Source organism: Wolbachia endosymbiont (group B) of Villa cingulata (genome assembly GCF_964028285.1).
Taxonomy (GTDB): Bacteria; Pseudomonadota; Alphaproteobacteria; order Rickettsiales; family Anaplasmataceae; genus Wolbachia.
Window position 1 is genome coordinate 816,526 of the sequence record NZ_OZ034766.1, and the last position, 17,931, is coordinate 834,456.

The following is a 17,931-nucleotide window of genomic DNA, read 5'->3' on the forward strand; positions in this document are numbered from 1 at the left end:
TATTAATGTTATATAATATAAAGTATAAAAGCTTAATGCTTAATTTTTACTTACTATTAATATAATTGAAGATTAACTTTGTTCCTATATTAAAACTTTAACTCCCAATTTATTATTAGTAATATCATTATATGAATCTTATGCCTGAATTTGGGAATATATTGTTATTGGTAGCCTGTTTGTTATCTTTAACGTATTTGTTTCTACCGTTTAGTTCTTACCGATTCGTCTCCTCTGCCATATTTTTTTGTGTGTCAGCATCAATGGCTATTTTGATCTACTGCCACATTAAAAATGATTTCTCACTTGAAAACGTATATTACCACTCACACACAACAAAACCTTTGATCTATAAGATTTGTGGTGTTTGGGGAAATAAAGAAGGGTCTATGTTGCTTTGGACCTTAGTGCTTGTCATGTATTTATTACTAATGGATATTTATATACCTTCTGTCATCCCAGTGCCCAGACACTGGGATCCAGACAATTTAATTGCAAATGAGTACATCAAATGGCAGTGTAATAAAAACTGGATTCCAGTGTCAAGCACTGGAATGACACCAGAACGAACTAATGGTAGTAAATTAAAAAAAATATCTCTTATCACCCAAGGCTTGATTTGCTTTTGTTTTTTACTGTTCACTTTACTTGAATCCAGCCCCTTCACTAAAATGCCAGGCATTGAAACAGATGGACTGGGTTTTAATCCGATATTGCAGGATATAGGCCTTGCTATTCATCCACCGGTATTATATTTGGGGTACCTTGGATTTAGCGTTCCTTTTTCGCTCTCTATAGCTGGATTAATTTTAAATACTGAAGGAAATGTTTGGGCTAAAATTGTCAGGCCTTGGGTACTTATTTCTTGGTCGCTGCTCACTTTGGGCATCAGCTTGGGTAGCTGGTGGGCATATCGTGAACTCGGTTGGGGTGGATTTTGGTTTTGGGATCCAGTGGAAAACGTTTCTTTGATGCCGTGGCTAATTGCAGTGGCGCTGACACATTTGTTGCTCGTTGTACGAAATTTCAATACTTTAAGGAATTTTGCTATTTTACTTACGCTCACAACTTTTATATTGAGTGTGACTGGAACATTTCTAGTCCGCTCAGGAATACTTACCTCAGTGCACACGTTTGCAGATGACCCAAGATATGGACTGTATATATTAGCTCTACTTGGTGTAATTACAGTCAGTAGCTTAGTAATATTTGTAGTGTTTACGAGAAAGAATCACACATCTTTCCAGTATTCGATATTGGAATCTGAAAAGAAATCTGCTACTCAAGTGACAGAGGGTAGAAGATTCTTTTCACGCCTTACGGTGATGCTGATGAACAATTTATTATTCATCACTGCCTTTTTCATCGTGTTCGTTGGCACTTTATACCCTACAGTGCTTGAGTATTTAACCGGTGAATTAATTTCAGTTGGAGCACCATATTACAATTCTTTATTTAACTCTATTGCACTAGCTATTCTAGTGCTCACCATGATAGGGCAATACTGCAGTTGGCAGGGAAATAGTCTATTGCCAATATTCCGTGAATATAGATTTTCATTTTGTAGTGCTGCAGCTATTTTGCCGTTTATCTTTCACATGGAGCTAATGATTGTGCTATCAATTACCATCTCCATAGCATTATTAATCTTTGTTTTAGAAGCATATAGTAAAAGAATTTGTTTATTTAAGGTAGCATTTGGTGAATCAATTTTATTAGCAAGAAGAGTTTCTAAGTCCTACTATGCAATGATGCTTGCTCATGCTGGAGTGGCAATTCTAGTGCTTGGTATATCTTATTCAGTTGGTTGGCAGGAGAAAAAAGAAAACTACTTGGGAATAGGAGACAGCATAACAGTCAATAAATTTAAAGTTACTTTACGAAATATTGAGCTAATAAAAGAAAAAAATTTCCATGCAGTGAGGGGTACAATGGATATCAGGAATTTGCTGAATAATAAGATATTAGGTGAAGTAACTCCTGAATATAGATTTTACCTTGCGGAAGGTCAGAAAAATGTTGAAAGCAGTATCTACCACAATTTATTTTCTGATATTTATGTTGTAATTGGAGAGATTGATAAGAGTAAGAGCAAAATCGCAGCTAAAGTGCACTATAAACCTGGAATGTCTATAATCTGGCTTGGATCCTTTCTTATCGCTTTTGGTTCGCTCCTTGCTGCTTTGCCTTCTAGCAAAAAAGTAGTTCCTTCAGTATCATAAAGTTTGCATTTTTTGGCAATTTAAACTTAAGCTAAGCAACACTAACCTTGCTAGCGAATTTTCTCTATGTTCTGTTGTACAATAGGAAATAAAGATATATTTTCTAATGAAGAACTTACATGATATGATATATGGAATCTTTTTCTAAAACTTCCTCAGGCCTTTTAAAATATCCCTGCTTAATAGCGTCGTAGACAGAAGAACCACCAAGCAAGCAGTTCTCACCTAACTCTTCTTTATAATTTTTAAACTTTTCCAATATTTCCTCCTTGTTACTCACTTCTACTATAATTTTTCCTTCATCTTGCACATCAGAATACAATCTAGCATCTACTTTTCCCAAATCAGTATGAAAAGTCAGTACTATATTACCTATAAGGTCAGTATAATTTCTTACCCCACCTTCCGTTAAAATTTCTGTCTCGCTTTCACCGATTGCTATCACGTCTCTTCGAAATTCTGTGCTTTCATCTGTTCCATTTATGATTTTTGCAACCTCGACTATACTATTCTTTGAGTATTTCAAGTAGAAAGTGAAGTTGTCCATTTTTGCCTCTTTTACCTTACCAGTAGTTGCGTTTTTTGCAGCTTCCAAAAACCTTAGAGAGTAATGTATATAGCTTTTACGTGCTTCTTTAAGATTAGCTTTGTGGTCTTTAAACTTCTCTAGTTTATCAATTACAATTATACTACTTAGAGTTTCAAATACTGCACCTCTTTTTACCAAATTACATACTATGCGACTAGCAACTTCTATGTCCCTTTCACCTTGAAAAATCTTTAATTCACTAATTCTTCTTATTACATAATCTGTAAAATTATACTTACTCTCATAAGTATTTTCATATATATTTCCCTCACAAGTAAGATTGAACCTTACCCTAGATTTTATAGCTTCATTTACAACCTGTTCTAGCTGATTTATGTCTTGAACTTCATCTAATTTACAAAAATATTTATCTGGATCTTGCTCATCTAGTAGAAAATCCTCTCCCCATAGATTTACACTTTTGCACAAATACTTTTTTCCATTATAGTCAACTTGTGTTTTTTTACGAAAAGTTCCATAAATAACATCATCAGTTAAAAAGTACTCTTTAATATTAAGGTTGGGATTATTAACTGCAAATTCTATTGGGGTTTTACCTTTTTTATCCTTTATATCAAGATTAGCTCCTTTCCTTAGAAGCAATTTGATAATTGTATCACAATGACCAGAACGAGTAGCATAATGCAAAGGCGTTCTTCCTGTGTCGTCCTTTTCATTAGGATCAGCACCTGAATTCAACAGTAAATCTATGCATTCTTCTGAATTGCTACATTCCATACTTGATAGAATATGCAGTATTGTCAGTTTAGATTCTCCTCTTTTAAGGTTGAGAATGGTTTTTAGATCTTGATTACTTTTATGATCTAGTAAAAATTTTTTAATTTTTTCAACATCGTTCTTATAATCCTTATAAGTAACATGTGGAAAGTCTTTAAAAGTACTTAAGAATTTTTTATTCAACTCCTTCTGACTCTCTGTTAAGTTGGACATGTCAACAAGCCACGTAGATATCAGCTTGCCAAATGCACTTCTTTCGACAACATCCGTTAAGGAGCAGTCATTGCGAAGTAGCAACGAGTATTTAATCAATTCATATTCATCATCTTCTTGTTGCTGTGTTTCTTCTGCTTTCTTAGAGTGCTTAAAATCATTTTTTATTAATTCAATTAAAAGCTTTAATGTGTTAAAACTTTTATGTCCCAATAAAGGATCTGCTTTGTTTTCAAGTAGAATTCTTGCTATTTCTAAATAGCCATTTCTAATAGCCCAGCATAACGAAGTACGCCCGTATTCATCCGCTACGTCAACATTAGCCCTTTTCTCTAATAGGAGTTCTACTATTTCTTTATGTCCATTGATAGTAGCACAATGCAAAGGAGTACACCCATTTTGATTTACTGCATCAACATTAGCCCCCTTGTCTAATAGGAGTTCTACTATCTCTTTATTTTCATTGTGAGCAGCACAATGCGAAGGAGTAAACCCATTTTGATCTGCTACATTAACATTAACCCCGTTTGCTATGAGAATCTCTACCACTCCTATACTGCCACTTGCAACAGCAAAGTGTAAAGGATTCCATCCATCTTGATCTGCTGTATTAACATTACCCCCTTTTTTTATTAAAAGCTCTGCTATCTTTACAAGATCATTTCTAGCAGCTATATGTAACAATGTACTTTGATCATCGAATGTATAATTTATGTTAAATCCATTATCTTGCCACTTTTTATACGTGTCTGGATCTTCTTTTTCCAATTCCTCTTTTACCCTTTCGATTATATTGTTCTCATTTAAGTCACTTATTGTCCTTAATATTTTTAACAACCGTTCATATTCCATAATTCTACCTCAAACTATTTGTTTTTGTACTATAGCTAAAAAAAATTATTTATCCATAATAAAACAACCAACACCAGAGTAAGTGGTTTGCTGATAACATATTTAAAAATGTTATGAACTTAATAAGAGAAAAAAATACCCCTGTAATGGAGCAATATTTAAATTTGAAAGCTCAATACACGGATCATCTATTGTTTTATAGACTGGGCGATTTTTATGAATTGTTTTTCGATGATGCTATTAAAGCTGCGAAATTGCTGAATATAGTGCTAACCAAGAGGGGCAATTCAAATGGGCAAGAAATACCAATGTGTGGAGTGCCAGCACACAGTAGTGAGTCTTACCTGCACAAGCTAATAGATTTAGGATTCAAAGTAGCAATCTGTGACCAATTAGAAACTGCTGATGAAGCAAAAAAGAGGGGCTATAAATCCATAGTAAAACGTGATGTAGTGCGAGTTGTAACTCCAGGTACAATTATAGAAGATTCACTACTGGAGGATAAAAGCAATAATTATCTCGCATCCATAGTTGAACAAAATGACGAATATGCTATTAGTTGGCTTGAATTATCGACGGGAAAATTTTTTCACACTTTAACGAGTTTGAAAGCTCTAGATAGTGATTTATTGCGTATATCACCAAGAGAATTATTAATTTCTGAAAAATTCATTGAGGACGAAAAAATTAGATCGATTTTAAAAAATTATAAAATATCAATTACACAACACGTACAGAGTTTTTTTGAGTATAGTAAATCTCACAGAACGTTATGCGAGTTTTATAAAATCAGGGAACTTGGAAGTATAGGAAATTTCAGCAAAGTAGAAATCATGGCGTGCGGTGCACTGCTTGAATATGTCAGAGTAACACAAAGGGGCTCCATTCCAAGGCTTGAATTCCCGAAAACCTATAAGCAACAAAATTTCATGCTTATTGATGCTTCAGCAAGGAGAAATCTTGAGTTATTCTCAACTCAATTTGGTGAAAAGAAAGGTTCACTAATTTCAGTTATTGATCACACAGTTACAGCTTCTGGTGGACGCCTGCTCAAACAAATGCTTGCTTCACCACTTGCTTGCTCCAAGGCAATCAATTTGAGGCTCAACACCACTCAATTTTTTGTAAATAATTATGAGCCACGTAGAAAAATACGAGAGATATTATCTAACATTCCGGATATTGAGAGGTCTTTATCGCGCTTAATACTAGGACGTGGTTCGCCAAAGGATATGAACCTATTAAAAATAGGCCTAGGAAAAACTTTAGAGTTATCTGAGTTTCTGTCTACCTTGCATAATTATTGTTTAAGTGAAGAACCGGCAGCTAACTCTCAGATGTCATTCCAATGCTTGAACAGAGAAAAGTCTACTACTCAGGTGATAAGTAGTAACGAAAGTGAACTAAGCACAATACATAAAAGTCTTGGTAATCATAAAGATCTATTCGGGCTTCTAAACAGTGCTATACTTGATAACAACCTCAGTTCCGTAAAAGAAGGAGGATTTATCAATCCAAAATATGATCAAGAATTATCCGAATTATATTATATATTGAACAACAGTAACAAGTTGGTAACTAAGCTCCGTGAGTCTTATCGCGACCTAACTGGCATTGCTGCACTCAAAATATTACACAACAATATACTTGGTTACTACGTTGAAGTGTCGGCAAATCACAAAATAACTTCGGATATATTTATTCATAGGCAAAGCTTAGCAAATAGCATGCGCTATACTACTAATGAATTGAAAGAACTAGAAAATAAAATTCTTACGGCACGTGATGCTGCAATCGGCTTAGAAGTGAAAATTTTTAGTGAACTATGTAGTAAAGTCGCTAAAGAATCTGAAAAAATTGCTCTTGCTGCAAATGCTTTGGCAAAACTTGATATTAGAGCCACGTTTGCGGAGCTTGCAGTGCAAAATAATTACGTAAAACCCATTATCGATGACAGTAAAGAGTTCAATATCTGTAGTGGAAGACATCCAGTGGTTGAAGTTAACGATAAATTCATTTCAAATAGCATCAATTTAGCTGGTATACATCTAATTACTGGGCCTAATATGGCGGGAAAAAGCACTTTTTTGAGGCAAAACGCTCTCATTGCAGTTTTAGCTCACATGGGGTCATTTGTGCCAGCAGAGAGTGCGCATATTGGAGTGATTGACAAGATATTCAGCAGGGTTGGCGCAACGGATAATATAACAGCTGGTTATTCTACCTTCATGGTAGAGATGATCGAAACAGCAACGATAGTAAATCAGGCAACGGACCGTTCCTTGGTGATACTTGATGAAATTGGTAGGGGCACAGGGGTGTATGATGGATTATCTATTGCACAGGCGGTGATTGAACATATTCACAATGTAAATAAGTGCCGCGCCATTTTTGCAACTCATTATCATGAATTGACTAAAGTAGGTGAATACTTAGAAAATGTGAAATGTTTTTGTATGAAAATAAAAGAATGGAAAGGAGAAGTCATCTTTTTACATGAAGTAATTGAAGGCATTGCAGATGAGTCATATGGAATACATGTAGCAAAACTTGCTGGTTTTCCTGATTCTGTTTTAAACAGAGCAAGAGAAGTATTTGAGGAGCTAAAGGCTTGAGGAAAGTAACATTATATTACTCCACAATTATGGAGTTTTAGCAGTCTATGGCGCTTTAATTTTAGTCAGCTTTCTGAGTAGCTGAATTAACGTAGCATTGATCTATTGCCACATTGGTCAAGATTCCAATTCCACCACCTACAACTGCACCTACAGCTCCTAATGCTAGTTGAGTACCAATTCCAGCAGAAGACCCAATGATTAATGGAGAAAGAAAATATAATGCTGTAATAGTTTAGACTTAATCTGACAAGCATGAATTATCTGACAGAAGAATCGACGAAGTCAAAACCGATATCAGAATCTGCTTTAATGTTATCAATATTTTTTTGGTAAGCAATATGCATACTGTCAAAAAAGGTCTGCATAGGAGTCTTACCGTAGCAATACTTACCAGAATGAGGTCTAGCTCTATTGTAAGAATGCAACCAATGATCAACATCTAACTGAAGCTCTTCCAAAGTACTATAAATCTTTTTCCTAAAGATAATATTGTAACATTCGTCTTGCATAGTTCTATGAAGCCTTTCACATATACCATTAGTCTGTGGAGAATAAGCTTTGGTTCTAGAGTGATCAATATTTTCTATTCCCAAATATAGCTGGTACGCATGATTCCCTGGTTTGCCACAATACTCCGTACCTCTATCGGTTAAAATGCGTAGCAATGGAACTTTCTGTTCATCAAAAAATGGTATAACTCTATCATTGAGAAGATCTGCAGCTGTTATGGCAGTTTTCTCCGTATAAAGCTTAGCGAAGGCCACTCTAGAGTAGGTATCAATAAAAGTTTGTTGATAAATTCGTCCAATACATTTGATATTGCCTACATAATAGGTATCTTGACTACCTAAGTATCCAGGGTGTTGTGTCTCAATTTCGCCATGTGCCTCTTTTTGTTCCTTAGCTTTTTCTAAAGCAGTAACTTGCTCCTCTGTCAAAATTATACCATCTTGTACTACCTTCGCTTCCAGCGCTTTCAATCTCTTTTTAAAATTTTCAAGATCGTTTCTTTGCCATATTGATCTTACCCCGCTAGCAGATATTAGAATTCCTCTCTTTTTCAGTTCATTTGCTGCTCTTTCTTGTCCATATGCTGGAAATTCTATTGCTATTTCAACTACTGCTTTTTCTATATTCTCTGATACTCTATTTGCATATAATGGCTTACTTTTACTTATCTCATGTAATCCCTCTTCTCCTCCTGTTTCATATAGTTCTTTGAATCGGTAAAATGTATCTCTCGAATATCCCATCACTTTACATGCCTGCGATACATTCCCTAATTGTTTTGCAAGTTCTAGCAATCCTAACTTTGGTTTTAATATTTTTTCTTGTGTTGTACTCATATCTGACACTCCTTTAAAATTTGTTTATATTTTTATCTTACTCTATTCGCTTGTCAGATTAAGTCTAAACTATTACAATTAGTATAGGTTAAAGTAATTACTTAGCAAGCAATGGGTTTCATGTAATGGTAAACCTATTACAGAAGAGTATGAGCCACGTAAAAATAATACAAACATTCCTGCAAGACCTTGTATGTTGCACCCCCCTGCCCTGTTTTTCCACTCTTCTGATGCTAAATAATATTTAATTTCTTGTTCGCTGAGACGCTTAAATTTCACTATTGTAACTACAGTCCTAATATGCTGTTTAGATTGATCAGGAGTTAATAAACACACACTGGTGTATACTCTATGCCTTCTTCCTGATAACAAGCGAACGCATTTTTCTGCTTGCTCAACGTTTTCAGCTTTGAGCAGTATCCTTCTACCACAAGCAACAACTGTATCAACACCAAGCACAAAGTAATTTGGATTTGCACTTTGTATTTTCTCGGCTTTACTTTTTGCCATACGGATTGAGTAATCTTTTGGCAGCTCTTTCTTCAAAGGCGATTCATCTGTATCTGCTGGCAAAACTAAACCTGGCTTAATATTTATTTGTTTTAGTAAGGCTACTCGCCTTTCTGATGATGAAGCAAGAATAAGATTATCTAGAGATTGTTCTATCACTTGAGCCTTTTTATTATCCTACCCTTTCTTGCATTCCTATCATAAATACTCATCTCAACTAACACTCTATCGCCTATAATGATACGTATTTTACTTCTTCTCACTCTTCCTGATACATGACAGATAATCTCATGTTCATTGTCCAGCTTCACTCTAAATTCTGCTGCAGGTAGTAAAGCAGTTACTGCCCCTTCCACTTCAAAAATTGTTTTTGATTTGTCTTCTTTTATCATTGTCGTATTATAATTTAATAATCTTTTTCAGTCTACTATAGATTTTAAATTATTATCAATACAGGAGATTTTTATACTCTACTTGAGTATTGCTCTTGCAACTTAACTCCAATCATCTCCTTAACAATGCAAGAGGAAAGCGAGCTACCTACGCTTCTACTCTCTACTACCTTCTCAATAGAACTTATATTAGAAGATAAATCATTATCACAATTTTCCTCATCGCTATCAAGTCCACTATCAAAACTTGAAGATCTGGATAACTCTGTCTTCTTTTGTGAGGCACTATCAGGTTCACTAAAAACGTTTCCTGCTAGAGTATAAAATTGATGATTGAAGCTTCTTTGTTCAATAGAACTCATGTTAGAAGATAAACCATTATCACTACCATATCCGCCATCAGAGCTTGAAGATCTGAGTAACGTCATCTTTTCTTCCAGTGGAACACAAGACTCATTATTAGTCTCATTAAAAATATTTCTTGTTGGAGTATAAAATTGATTATTGAGGCTTCTTTGTTCATCAGCATGAATTTTTTCTCCCAGTCCATCAGCTATTTCTACAACTTTATCATCCCATTCATTCTCACACTCTAGCTTGCTTCTTAACTCTTCAACTTCCCATGCTAGTTTGCATATCCCTTGTTCATAAGATTCCAGTTGTGCTTTATGCTCATCTTTCAACTCTTGCACTTGAAGTTTTAAATTGCTTATATACTGCTCCTTTTCCTTCATTATGTGTGCTGCTTCTTTTAATTTGTCTTCTAACTCCTTCTTTTCTGTATTAACACCTTTTAGCTTACCCTCTAGCTTTCCTTTTGCTTCACATACATTTTTAAGTTCTTGTGCTTTCTCTTGTAACTCTGCTAACACACTTGCTAACTTTTCATCTTTTTGTGCCAGTTCAGTTTGCAATTCCGTGTTCTTTCGCTCTTCTTTTCCAAAACTGTTTTGTAAATCAGTTATTTGTTGTGAAGCAATTTCTGGTTGAGTTTCAGTGTGCTGTAAATTGGCTTCCAATGCATTACTATTAATAGAAGGAGAAGAAGGAAGGCTATTATCAGCATAAACTTTATGATCTAACTTCCCCTCTGGTTCCTTACCTTGATAGGCCACCATAGATTCATTGTGAAAATTAATAGGAGTAGCCCTATCCTCTTCTAGTGATTCCATTACAGCATCATATAAGGAGAGACCTTGAATATATAATTCATCGTTTTGCTTTATTAATTCTAGAATCTCCTTCGATGAAACAAAATCTTCACCATTAAATTTTAGTATTTCAGTTATGCCATCGCTACTCACATTCATAATCATGGTACACATTCCTGATCCATCTTTTGCAGCCCAAGTGCTTGTCATTTCATAATATGCACCTTCTTTAAATTCATAATATCTTTTCTTATCTTTTTTATGAGCGTGTATTTCATGTTTTTTATTGCAATAGATATTCAGTTCTTTAATATCTTTCTCTTGCTGTAAAACGTCACTAATCTTTGTTGGCTCACTATTGTCGTAATGAGTAAGGTTAATATTCAAAACTTTATTATTATCGTCAATTTCTTCACAGTAAACTTGAAAGTCCTCTTTCCACTTTCCAAAATACCTACTTGCAACTTCTTTTCCTTCCTTTACTAACTCTATGTATTTACCTATATTTTTCTCAAAGTCCTCATTAACAGGCTTTTCTCTTTCTTTTACTGCTTCATCCACATACATTCGCTTAAAATCATTATCACCTATTAGATTACTAAAACTCCAATTACCATAAGCTTTTTGTATATCAGTAAAGTCCATCTTTTCTCTCAAAAGCGCTAATAAGCTTATCTTATCTCTCAAATTTTCTAACTCACAATCGAGAAAATCATCGAAACTGCATAACTTTTTATACAGTTCTCTATCTTCTATAATTGAGCGAAGAAATTTCATTACAGTAAGGTTCTTAATGGAAGGCTCATTTTTTTTCTACATCATTAATATAGCTTTTGAGAAATTGAAATATACCAAGCCCATCACTATCTTGGACAAACTTCTCTCTATCATTAACACAATTGTTGCCCTGTGATGAACATAATCTATTATGCAATTTTTGCAAGTCATGTATTGACTTAACTACATATTCTGCAACTGACAATTCTCTCAGCTGATCACTCGTTTTTTCCGCTTTTATTGCTTTGTCTCCCTTAGTCAAACTTGCAATCATAATACGCCTCCTTTAACTATGTTTATATTATAACAATCAACATGTATTTAAGAAAAATCACACTGCTCACTGTACGTTTACGCTGCTACTTTGCATAATAGATTGCTTGAAGTCACACAAGTATCGTTTTTTATTAGATAAAAGTTAACAAGACGTTTTCATAGATTTTTAAGCTTAATAACATCCTCTCTATTGGGACTAGTTGAAATTAGATGAATTGATACGCCTATTAATTCTTCTATTTTTCTCACATATTTCATCAAATTTGCAGGTAATTCCTTAACTGACCTTTTGCCTTGAGTTTTCTCTTTCCAACCAGGAAATTCTTCATATATTGGCTCTAATTCTTTTTGTATTGAATGTGATGCGGGTAAATAATCATACATTTTTCCGCCATACTTATAACCAGTGCCTATTTTAATAGTATCAAAAGAATCAAGAATATCTAATTTGGTTAATACAATGCTTGAAACTCCAGAGAGTTGTACGGCCTGGCGCACTAAAACTGCGTCAAACCATCCGCAGCGCCTTCTTCTATTGCTTACTGTTCCAAGTTCCTTACCTATAGAAAATAAGCTGTCTCCAATCTCGTTATTTTGTTCAGTAGGAAATGGACCATTACCCACTCTTGTTGTATACGCTTTTGCTACACCAATAATGTGAGCATTGTAGGATAATCCTGAGCCTGTTATCGCTTGCGATGCTACGGTATTACTTGAAGTAACAAAAGGGTAAGTTCCGTGGTCGATATCTAAAAATGCGCCTTGAGCGCCTTCAAATATTATTTTCTTACCTTCTTTCATAAAATCATTTAGTATCTTCCACACAGGTTTTTTATATAAAAGAATTTTTTCTGAAATCTCTTGAATTTCCTTTAATATTTCTTCTTTTTTAACTACCTGGTAGTTAAGTCCTTTTCTGATAGCATTATGGTAACTTAGGAGAGCATCCACTCTTTGATTGAGCTCATCTGTGTTTTCTAAGTCACAAAGGCGTATAGCTCTCCTCCCAACTTTATCTTCATAACATGGCCCTATCCCTTTGTTTGTTGTACCAATTTTGTGATTTCCGTTTAAATCTTCAAATAGCTTTTCCTTGTCCTTATGTACGCTAAGTATTAATGGACAGCTCTCGGATACCATCAAGTTGTTATAGTTTACGTCCACTCCTTTAACTTTCAATGACTCTATTTCTGAGACTAGAGCATGTGAATCAAGAGCAACACCATTTCCTATAATAGATATTTTGTCCGCTCTCAAAACAGCAGAGGGCAGTAAATTTAATTTATAAACCTCATCATCTATTACTATAGTGTGCCCTGCATTATTTCCTCCCTGAAATCTCACAACTACATCTGCATTCTCAGAAAGATAATCTACTATTTTACCCTTGCCTTCGTCACCCCATTGCAGACCAACAATTACAATATTATTCATCACTATTTTCTAGATTAATACGTAAATATTAATGCAGCATGCTACAAATGAAAAGAGAAATCTACGCCTTTCCTATATCCCTAAAATAAAGAAATAGACTATCGACTTTTTTATATATTATAAAATTATTCATCATTATATGGTACAACTTACAGCATATTTATAGTAAGGTGTTAATTATGAAAGAGGCAAAGAAGAGTCCGGTAGTTAGATTAAAGGCCACAGCTAAAGAATTCAATTTTAGTAAATTAAGAGCAGATCAAGATAATAAATTAGCGAATTCCGGTGAAACAATGTTCTTAGATTTTCAAAGAATGAATTTTATTATTAATGAAAAAGAAATAGATAAAAATTTTATTATTGCATTTAAGGAAGGAGCTAAAGATTATAAAAATGAGATTTTTAACCGTGATAATTTTGATAACCTCTCTGAAGAAGGTAAAGCTTTTATGGAACCAGTACTTAAGGAGCTTGATCAAGATAGACTATCTGAAGTTTGGGAAAATCATTGTAATAGCCCTACAGTTGCTGATGAAAAAAAAATTGATGAATATAGAAAGGAATTTGAGAGATTTTATAACGCAGGGAGAAGTTCTTATCATCTATTCTCCAAAAAAGATTACCGTGCATTAGCAAAGGAAATTTTTAAGGAAATGTTTAGATACGCTGGAACAAGGGTTCCAAGTGATGCTATTTTAGAAGAGTTAGTCACCAATTGTAATCAAGCAGGGTATGGGGCTGGTATATTTAATGAATCTCATGCCGCACTCAGTAGTTGTAATTTAACTCCACACAGTCCTAAAAAAGTGCTAAACATTTACTGCACTGACCACAACCGCATAAAAGTGACGTCTGATATGGCAATACCTATAACCACGATTGACAATCCGGAAGAGAAAATATGTGACCTATCCAGCTCATTAGAATTTACACTTGAGTCTCAATATGGTGAAGACCTTGTAAAATATGGAGATGGTAAATTATCACTTACTATTCCTGAAGAGTTGAAAAACTATAAAGATAATGGCAAGACCTTGTTTGACACTATTAAAGAATATTTTCAGAAATTCTGTGCAAAATTAGGATTTAAACCTGAGGCAAAAATACAAATAGAGCATAGCTTAGGTACTCAAATCAAAGTAAACAACTATTTAGATGGTACAATATCTACTACAGGATCGGATGCAAATGAAAAATTTACCAATCTTTTAAAGAAAAATCTCAGAGAGAGGTTATTGGAATCAGGAGTTGCTCTAGGAGGTGAAGATGTTGATGATATTATTGAAGTCAGAGTATCTGCAGTTATGGATCTACTGCGTGATTATACTAAATTGGAAGATAATAAAGAAAACAGAGAGTTATTAATAAGTGAAGTAGCAGATAATTTAGGGCTTTCCACTCAAGATAAAACAGCATCAGAAGTATTGATGGAATTAAACTCTTTACCTTCTTCGATAAAAGGTCAGGTTAATCATAATCAAGTGCAGTTTGTTGTAAATATTTTTACCAATTTAATTGTTGAAGGAAAAAGCGAAGTATACAAAGAAAAAAATACAATTAATGCAATTGATGCAATTCATCAGAAGATAGATAAGGCAATTGTTGAGCAAGAAAAAAGAGCAACCAACAAACAAGATATAGAAAATGATAAATGGACAGATAAAATAAAAAAACAGAGATTATCTATGGAATCACATGGGCATTTGCATTAAAGATACTGTGTACAGAGGCGTAGTATGCTCAATTTTCGCCTTTCATTTAAAGCACTCAAATTGACCAAACACACTCAATCCAAAGCGTTTGTAGATTCGATATCTTGAGTAACTTGACGCAGAGAGAATTGTATACCTTAGTCAACTTTTCTAGCGGTATCCATAAGGTAAATCATTATTTGAGTGTTACACCCAAGCCCTCTTTATTTTCCTCTGTTATCAAGCTAAAAATACCATTTGGTTTCATTATGTATACGAAACTATTATGCTTGCAAGAAAAAAAACCCTAAAAAACTGGAAAAGAGAATAGGAATTTGACATAAGCTATTCCCAAATTTTCAATGTTCATATGGTTATAAGCAGTACAGCTATTAATCATCCATTATTGATATACCTGAATTATTCTCAGTAAATAAATCAAGTATAATGTTAGGTACTCTACCATCAACTATGTGAACAACCCCTGCACATTCTTCTACCATTTTAGTATATGACATAAGCCTTTCAACAAATTTTTCTCCTTTAATTTTTCCACAATCAATCGATTCTTTTAAATTTTTAATCAAGACTCTTCTATTGCCAACTTTGTTTATTTCTTCATCTGTATCACTCAAGATTATCATTTTAGATGCGTAAACTGCAAGTGCAATTGCACTTGCAGTGCTATCAGTATCAATATGATATGTTTCTCCATTTTTTCCATAACCGATAGGTGCAATAACTGGTATAGAATCTGATTCTTCAATAAAGAATAATATATCAGGATTGATTTCAGTTGGTCTACCGATAAATCCCATGTCTAGTATTTTTTCAATATTATTTAATCTATTTTCCCTAAGCGTAGTGCTTATCTTTTCAGCTTTTATGAGGTTGCCATCTTTTCCACATAGTCCAATAGCTGAACCACCAGCAGAATTTATATGCTGAACAATTTTTTTATTAATTGAACCACACAGTGCCATTTCAATGATTTTCATAGTGCTTTTGTCTGTAAGTCTGACACCATTTATAAACTTATCATTCATACCTAGCATTTTTAACACTAAGTTAATTTCATATTCTCCGTCATGAACTACCACCGGATTTATACCAAGCTGTTTCAACAGAACAACATTATGCGCAAAAGCACTAAGCAGCGTTTCATCTGAGATTATTACACTGCTGCATTTGATGATAAAAGTTTCGCCTACAAATTTAGGTATGTTAGACAGAACTTCAAATAATATTTCTGTTTTTTCCTTCAATGGCATCTTACCATTTAAAGATTCATCACTTTTCATTTTTTTATCTTGTAAATTTGAAAAACTCATCTCTTACCTTGGTGATTTTATGCTTAACACGAATGCTTATTTGATGAATTGATACATGTTCATTATTAACCCACTTTTGAGTATTTTCTAGAATAGCATCTAGACTTTCCTGATTCACTTTATCTATTTTTGTTAGCACAATATTAAAGTTAATATTATTACATATTAACCAATAAACAAAGTCTTTGTCTATTTCTTTTAATCCTACCTTGCTATCTATAAGCACAAACACTCTTTTTAGATTTCTCCTGTGAATTAGATAATACTCAATTAGGTTTAAGTATTGTACTGCTTCTTCCTTGCTTGCACAAGAATAGCCATAACCCGGTAGGTCGACAATCCTAAACTTATCATTGTACATAGAGTAAAAATTTATTTGTCTAGTGCATCCAGGTTTAGAAGAAACTCTTGCAGCTTTTTTGCTGTTTATCAGCAAGTTGATTAAACTTGATTTTCCTACGTTTGATCTACCAGCAAATGCAATCTCTGGAGCCGACTCATCTGGTAATGATTTTTTGTCTGAAGCTCCAAATATGAAGCTGCAGATTGATGTTATCTGTTTTGCCATTATACTTAGGTAGAAATATTCGAGACAATTATAGTGTTATTGCTTGATATAAGAAATTTTTTATTTCAGTATATATTACTTACTTAAACAGCTAAAAACTAGACCTGTACTATATGGATATAGAGAATAATTTACAAGACTTAAAAAAAAAGTTTTCTGATGTAGAGAGAAATCTGGAAAACCCTACCAATTTGAGTCAAAAAGAATTCGTTAGTTTTTCAAAGGAATACTCTGAACTCAGACCAATTATCGAGATAATCGATGAATATAATATATTAAAAGAGGAAATTTCAGATTTAGAAGAAATCATGAAAGATGAGAACAGCGATGGTGATATAAAAGAGTTAGCAAAAGAAGAACTTCTTGAGAAGCAAAAGATACTATTACCGAAAGTAAAAGCAAAACTAAAGTTGGCATTATTACCCAAAGATGAAGATGACTCAAGAAATGCAATATTAGAAATTAGAGCAGGCACAGGCGGAGAAGAAGCAGCATTATTTGCAGCGATGTTATTTCGTATGTATCAAAAATATGCAGAAAGAAGAAATTGGAAGTTTGAGCCAATAAGTATTTCTAATACAGGTATAGGTGGCTATAAGGAAGCTTCTGCACTCATTAATGGAACAGAAGTTTTTGCAAGACTGAAATTTGAGTCAGGGGTGCACAGAGTACAAAGAGTGCCAGAAACTGAATCCTCAGGAAGATTGCACACTTCCGCAGCTACTGTTGCAATATTACCTGAAGTAGAAGAGGTTGACTTTGAAATAGAAGAAAAAGATTTACGCATAGATGTTTATAGATCCAGTGGTCCTGGAGGGCAATCAGTGAATACAACTGACAGCGCAGTAAGGGTCACCCACTTGCCAACAGGGATAGTTGTAATACAGCAAGATGAAAAATCGCAGCACAAAAATAAGTCTAAAGCGCTCAAAGTTTTGAGAGCAAGGCTATACGAAATTGAAAGACAAAAAAAAGAAATGGAAAGGTCAACAATGAGGAAAAGCCAAATTGGTTCTGGAGATCGCTCTGAACGTATAAGAACTTATAACTTTCCACAATCAAGAATAACAGATCATAGAATTAATCTCACTTCACATCGACTAGAACAGATTATAAAAGAAGGTGAACTAGATGAATTTATTGAGGCATTGATTTCACGAAATGAAGCAGAAAGGTTGACTGGAGGGGGTAATGTTACTTTTTGATGGAAATTTGAAACAAAG

At 34.0% G+C, this 17,931-nt stretch carries 13 protein-coding genes; 4 read left to right on the forward strand and 9 right to left on the reverse strand.

The genetic code is table 11. The features are described from left to right. The first annotated feature begins 131 nt into the window (after positions 1 to 131). Complete coding sequence (locus tag ABWU52_RS04260; protein WP_353276311.1) at positions 132 to 2,222, forward strand: heme lyase CcmF/NrfE family subunit; 2,091 nt, start codon at positions 132 to 134, stop codon at positions 2,220 to 2,222. Positions 2,223 to 2,337: 115 nt separating this feature from the next. On the opposite strand, the gene ABWU52_RS04265 is transcribed toward ABWU52_RS04260, so the two are convergent. Further along, entirely contained in the window at positions 2,338 to 4,614 is a 2,277-nt protein-coding gene (locus tag ABWU52_RS04265; RefSeq protein ID WP_353276313.1) for an ankyrin repeat domain-containing protein, read from the reverse strand. Between the two features lie 113 nt (positions 4,615 to 4,727). Between ABWU52_RS04265 and mutS the strand changes: the two genes are divergently transcribed. Beyond that, positions 4,728 to 7,229 carry a DNA mismatch repair protein MutS gene (gene mutS / locus ABWU52_RS04270; protein WP_353276315.1) on the forward strand — a complete coding sequence of 834 codons (2,502 nt, stop codon included), beginning with the start codon at positions 4,728 to 4,730 and terminating at the stop codon, positions 7,227 to 7,229. Positions 7,230 to 7,489: 260 nt separating this feature from the next. Here mutS and ABWU52_RS04275 read toward each other — a convergent pair whose 3' ends face one another. The 6 genes from ABWU52_RS04275 to ABWU52_RS04300 all read right to left on the reverse strand — a co-directional run bounded on the left by ABWU52_RS04275 (position 7,490) and on the right by ABWU52_RS04300 (position 13,118). Beyond that, entirely contained in the window at positions 7,490 to 8,578 is a 1,089-nt protein-coding gene (locus ABWU52_RS04275; RefSeq protein ID WP_353276233.1) for an IS481 family transposase, read from the reverse strand. A 78-nt stretch (positions 8,579 to 8,656) separates the two neighbouring features. After that, positions 8,657 to 9,247, reverse strand: a complete 591-nt coding sequence (locus tag ABWU52_RS04280) for a Maf family nucleotide pyrophosphatase (protein WP_017531625.1) — start codon at positions 9,245 to 9,247, stop codon at positions 8,657 to 8,659. Next, positions 9,244 to 9,480, reverse strand: a complete 237-nt coding sequence (infA, locus tag ABWU52_RS04285) for a translation initiation factor IF-1 (protein WP_007302820.1) — start codon at positions 9,478 to 9,480, stop codon at positions 9,244 to 9,246. The genes ABWU52_RS04280 and infA overlap by 4 nt, the downstream gene beginning before the upstream one ends. A 71-nt stretch (positions 9,481 to 9,551) precedes the next feature. Continuing rightward, a complete protein-coding gene (locus ABWU52_RS04290; RefSeq protein WP_353276317.1) occupies positions 9,552 to 11,408 on the reverse strand; it encodes a hypothetical protein in 1,857 nt (618 codons plus the stop codon). 25 nt (positions 11,409 to 11,433) lie between these two features. Further along, positions 11,434 to 11,682: a hypothetical protein gene (locus ABWU52_RS04295; protein ID WP_353276319.1), complete on the reverse strand. Its 249-nt coding sequence runs from the start codon at positions 11,680 to 11,682 to the stop codon at positions 11,434 to 11,436. A gap of 158 nt (positions 11,683 to 11,840) precedes the next feature. Then, a complete protein-coding gene (locus tag ABWU52_RS04300; RefSeq protein WP_264331062.1) occupies positions 11,841 to 13,118 on the reverse strand; it encodes an adenylosuccinate synthase in 1,278 nt (425 codons plus the stop codon). Between the two features lie 179 nt (positions 13,119 to 13,297). Between ABWU52_RS04300 and ABWU52_RS04305 the strand changes: the two genes are divergently transcribed. After that, complete coding sequence (locus ABWU52_RS04305; protein ID WP_353276321.1) at positions 13,298 to 14,830, forward strand: hypothetical protein; 1,533 nt, start codon at positions 13,298 to 13,300, stop codon at positions 14,828 to 14,830. A gap of 371 nt (positions 14,831 to 15,201) precedes the next feature. Here the strand turns inward: ABWU52_RS04305 and argB are convergent, their stop codons facing one another. Next, positions 15,202 to 16,140 carry an acetylglutamate kinase gene (gene argB, locus ABWU52_RS04310; protein ID WP_010401255.1) on the reverse strand — a complete coding sequence of 313 codons (939 nt, stop codon included), beginning with the start codon at positions 16,138 to 16,140 and terminating at the stop codon, positions 15,202 to 15,204. Next, a complete protein-coding gene (gene yihA, locus ABWU52_RS04315; RefSeq protein WP_369800778.1) occupies positions 16,115 to 16,711 on the reverse strand; it encodes a ribosome biogenesis GTP-binding protein YihA/YsxC in 597 nt (198 codons plus the stop codon). Before yihA ends, argB begins: the two co-directional genes overlap by 26 nt. 110 nt (positions 16,712 to 16,821) lie before the next feature. On the opposite strand from yihA, the gene prfA reads away from it, so the two are divergent. After that, positions 16,822 to 17,913, forward strand: coding sequence for a peptide chain release factor 1 (gene prfA, locus ABWU52_RS04320; protein ID WP_353276323.1), 1,092 nt, complete (start codon positions 16,822 to 16,824; stop codon positions 17,911 to 17,913). Positions 17,914 to 17,931 lie beyond the last annotated feature (18 nt).

Coding starts and splice junctions, on each gene's coding strand:
- ABWU52_RS04260 (WP_353276311.1), top strand. CDS start 132: ATGAATCTTATGCCTGAATTTGGGAATATATTGTTATTGGTAGCCTGT.
- ABWU52_RS04265 (WP_353276313.1), bottom strand. CDS start 4,614: ATGGAATATGAACGGTTGTTAAAAATATTAAGGACAATAAGTGACTTA.
- argB (WP_010401255.1), bottom strand. CDS start 16,140: ATGAGTTTTTCAAATTTACAAGATAAAAAAATGAAAAGTGATGAATCT.
- ABWU52_RS04290 (WP_353276317.1), bottom strand. CDS start 11,408: ATGAAATTTCTTCGCTCAATTATAGAAGATAGAGAACTGTATAAAAAG.
- ABWU52_RS04305 (WP_353276321.1), top strand. CDS start 13,298: ATGAAAGAGGCAAAGAAGAGTCCGGTAGTTAGATTAAAGGCCACAGCT.
- infA (WP_007302820.1), bottom strand. CDS start 9,480: ATGATAAAAGAAGACAAATCAAAAACAATTTTTGAAGTGGAAGGGGCA.
- mutS (WP_353276315.1), top strand. CDS start 4,728: ATGAACTTAATAAGAGAAAAAAATACCCCTGTAATGGAGCAATATTTA.
- ABWU52_RS04300 (WP_264331062.1), bottom strand. CDS start 13,118: ATGAATAATATTGTAATTGTTGGTCTGCAATGGGGTGACGAAGGCAAG.
- ABWU52_RS04295 (WP_353276319.1), bottom strand. CDS start 11,682: ATGATTGCAAGTTTGACTAAGGGAGACAAAGCAATAAAAGCGGAAAAA.
- prfA (WP_353276323.1), top strand. CDS start 16,822: ATGGATATAGAGAATAATTTACAAGACTTAAAAAAAAAGTTTTCTGAT.
- ABWU52_RS04275 (WP_353276233.1), bottom strand. CDS start 8,578: ATGAGTACAACACAAGAAAAAATATTAAAACCAAAGTTAGGATTGCTA.